4 protein-coding genes are annotated in these 2,309 nt (G+C 41.7%); all 4 read left to right on the top strand.

All coding sequences use genetic code 11. The features are described 5' to 3' along the window. The first annotated feature begins 645 nt into the window (after positions 1–645). The 4 genes from RRG12_RS43185 (at position 646) to RRG12_RS43170 (ending at position 2,262) form a co-directional block, all read left to right on the top strand. A complete protein-coding gene (locus tag RRG12_RS43185; protein WP_069071331.1) occupies positions 646–1,158 on the top strand; it encodes a DUF2808 domain-containing protein in 513 nt (170 codons plus the stop codon). A 141-nt stretch (positions 1,159–1,299) separates the two neighbouring features. Continuing rightward, complete coding sequence (rpmH, locus tag RRG12_RS43180; protein WP_084227158.1) at positions 1,300–1,434, top strand: 50S ribosomal protein L34; 135 nt, start codon at positions 1,300–1,302, stop codon at positions 1,432–1,434. Positions 1,435–1,460: 26 nt separating this feature from the next. After that, the gene (rnpA, locus tag RRG12_RS43175; RefSeq protein ID WP_420758997.1) at positions 1,461–1,883 is read left to right on the top strand and encodes a ribonuclease P protein component; all 423 of its coding nucleotides are present in this window, start codon (positions 1,461–1,463) and stop codon (positions 1,881–1,883) included. Beyond that, entirely contained in the window at positions 1,870–2,262 is a 393-nt protein-coding gene (locus tag RRG12_RS43170; RefSeq protein WP_069071333.1) for a PH domain-containing protein, read from the top strand. The genes rnpA and RRG12_RS43170 overlap by 14 nt, the downstream gene beginning before the upstream one ends. Positions 2,263–2,309 lie beyond the last annotated feature (47 nt).

Genomic DNA, 2,309 nt, shown 5'->3' with positions numbered 1-2,309 from the left:
ATTGAACCTTGAAACTTTCCTCTCCCACTCTTAGCTCTCCAGGCAAAGCCTAACTTTGCCGTTCGCAGATGTCATATTTTTAGATAGTTGCAAACAGGGTTACGTATTGCACATCCTAAATTGATTCCCAAATTTTGCATCTTTATCTTTAGCTTATTTTCGGGATTGAGAAATTTTGGTATTCCTTTCTTATAGAGTAATATTGACCGAATTTTGAAGGCTTTATAATTTCCCAATCAAATTTTAATGATTACGACTTCGATTCCAACTTATTTTAATCAATTTAGCCTAAGTTAACTGGCGATCGCTGATGGTACGCCTCAATTTTTATAACAAAATTCTCAAATTTAGATACACTTATACATATTTAGAAACACAATCCAATCCCAACTGTGTTTCTATTTAGTTCAAAATTTGACTAACCTAGTCATCAAATCAGCACTCTGTAAGGGGAATTAAATAAATCGATTATGAGTTAAATTTATAACTAAGCAATTTTACTATGCCCAAACATCAGAGAGAATGACACTTTTTACTGTTATTGAACGTCAATTGTCAGGAAGTGAGTAGTAAACTTTAGTAACGAATACTAACACACGGTTATTTTAGATAACAGATTTATATTTTGGTAGAGGAAGCCCAATTATGCGACGTATACTTTCCGCTTTAGCCGTGACTAGCTGTTTAGTTACTGTATTTCCAGCCCTGACTTGGGCGCAAAGCTTACCCGGATTTACGCTGTTTAGCGGCGTCAAAAGCGAAAATCAACTGCCCTTCCGGTTAGATTTTGGTGGACAAGCTAATGGTTGGGATCGATACAGATTAAGGATTCCAGCCCAAAGAATGAAATTGGCTGTTGGTCAATTTGCCATTAACTACCCTGATTATTACAAAGGAACTTTTGACCAGAACAAAATTGAAGTCCGAGTCAAAGGCAAAGCAGTTCCACTTTCTGAGGTGAAGTGGGACAAAGAAGGTAAGCTGATTAATATTTTTCCCCAAGAGCCTGTACCAGCAGGTAGCCCAGTTGAGGTAGTCTTCTCTAATGTGAAAAACCCATCCTTCGGTGGAGTTTACTATTTTAATTGTCAAGTACTCTCCCCTGGCGATGTGCCACTGCTGCGCTACATGGGAACATGGATTTTGAGCATCAATTAAATTTGGGGAGTGAAGAAGGGAATAGGTTACATACAGATTATTCCCTATCATCTCTCCCCTAATCTAATTCCCAATTCAATGATAAAGTGATAAAATTAGAGATTGTGAGTTTTTATAAAAATCACCTAAGAGGAGAACAGTATGAAAAGAACACTGGGCGGCACTAGCCGTAAGAGAAAAAGAACCTCTGGTTTTCGCGCTAGGATGCGGACACCAGACGGCAGAAACGTGATTAGCGCCAGAAGAAAAAAGGGGCGTCACCGTTTGGCCGTTTAGGGCATATCAAGCTATAAAGAGCATCAGTGGCTTTGCCCAAAGCAAATCGGCTAAAATCCCGCAAGGATTTCCAGGCAGTTTTCCGGGAAGGAATTCGGCGTCATGGCTCTTATTTGACATTAAGAGCCTTAAAACCGTTGTATTCATCAAAACCTTCTTTGGACACTGCCACCCAGGCTACACAAATAATTGACTCAGCACGTGTTGTCAGTACGCGGATTGGCATTTCCATAAGCACAAAAGTCAGCAAAAGGGCAGTGGTTCGCAACCGAATCAAACGACAAATTACTGCTGCTTTATACAACTTGCTACCCAAATTATCACCAGGATGGCGGCTTGTGGTCATTGTCAAACCCACAGCAGCAGAATCGAAGTGCGTAAGCCCACAATTTCTGCAAGAATTAGAGCAGTTGTTGGCACAAGCCGAGGTGTTCGATGGGAATTCGTGAAGACGTATATTATGAAGGTGGCCCCCATATTGGGGATTTAATTGTCAACCTGCTAATTGGGCTAACCATTGTCGGGATACCATTAGCAGTCGGGGCAATTGTCAGGGCATTGTGGCTGCGTTTCCGCATCACCGATCGCCGAATTACAGTGACGGGAGGTTGGCAAGGGCGCGATCGCACTGACGTAGTTTACTCAGAAATTGTCAAAATCGTCAAAGTTCCCCGTGGCATTGGCTTGTGGGGAGATATGGCGATAACCCTCAGAAACGGCAGTCGTCTTGAATTGCGTGCAATTCCCAATTTTAGGGAAGTCTATGACTACATTAACGAAAGAATTGCTGCGAAAAATCCCGAATTTAGCGCTGCTGCCAACAAGTAATGGGAATAGAGAAAGCAGGGGGAGATGGGGAAATTACCCAATGCCCC

The sequence above is a fragment of the Nostoc sp. CALU 546 genome (assembly GCF_048836525.1).
The sequence above is the reverse complement of the archived record's forward strand: the minus strand, read 5'-3'. Positions and strand labels throughout refer to the sequence as shown.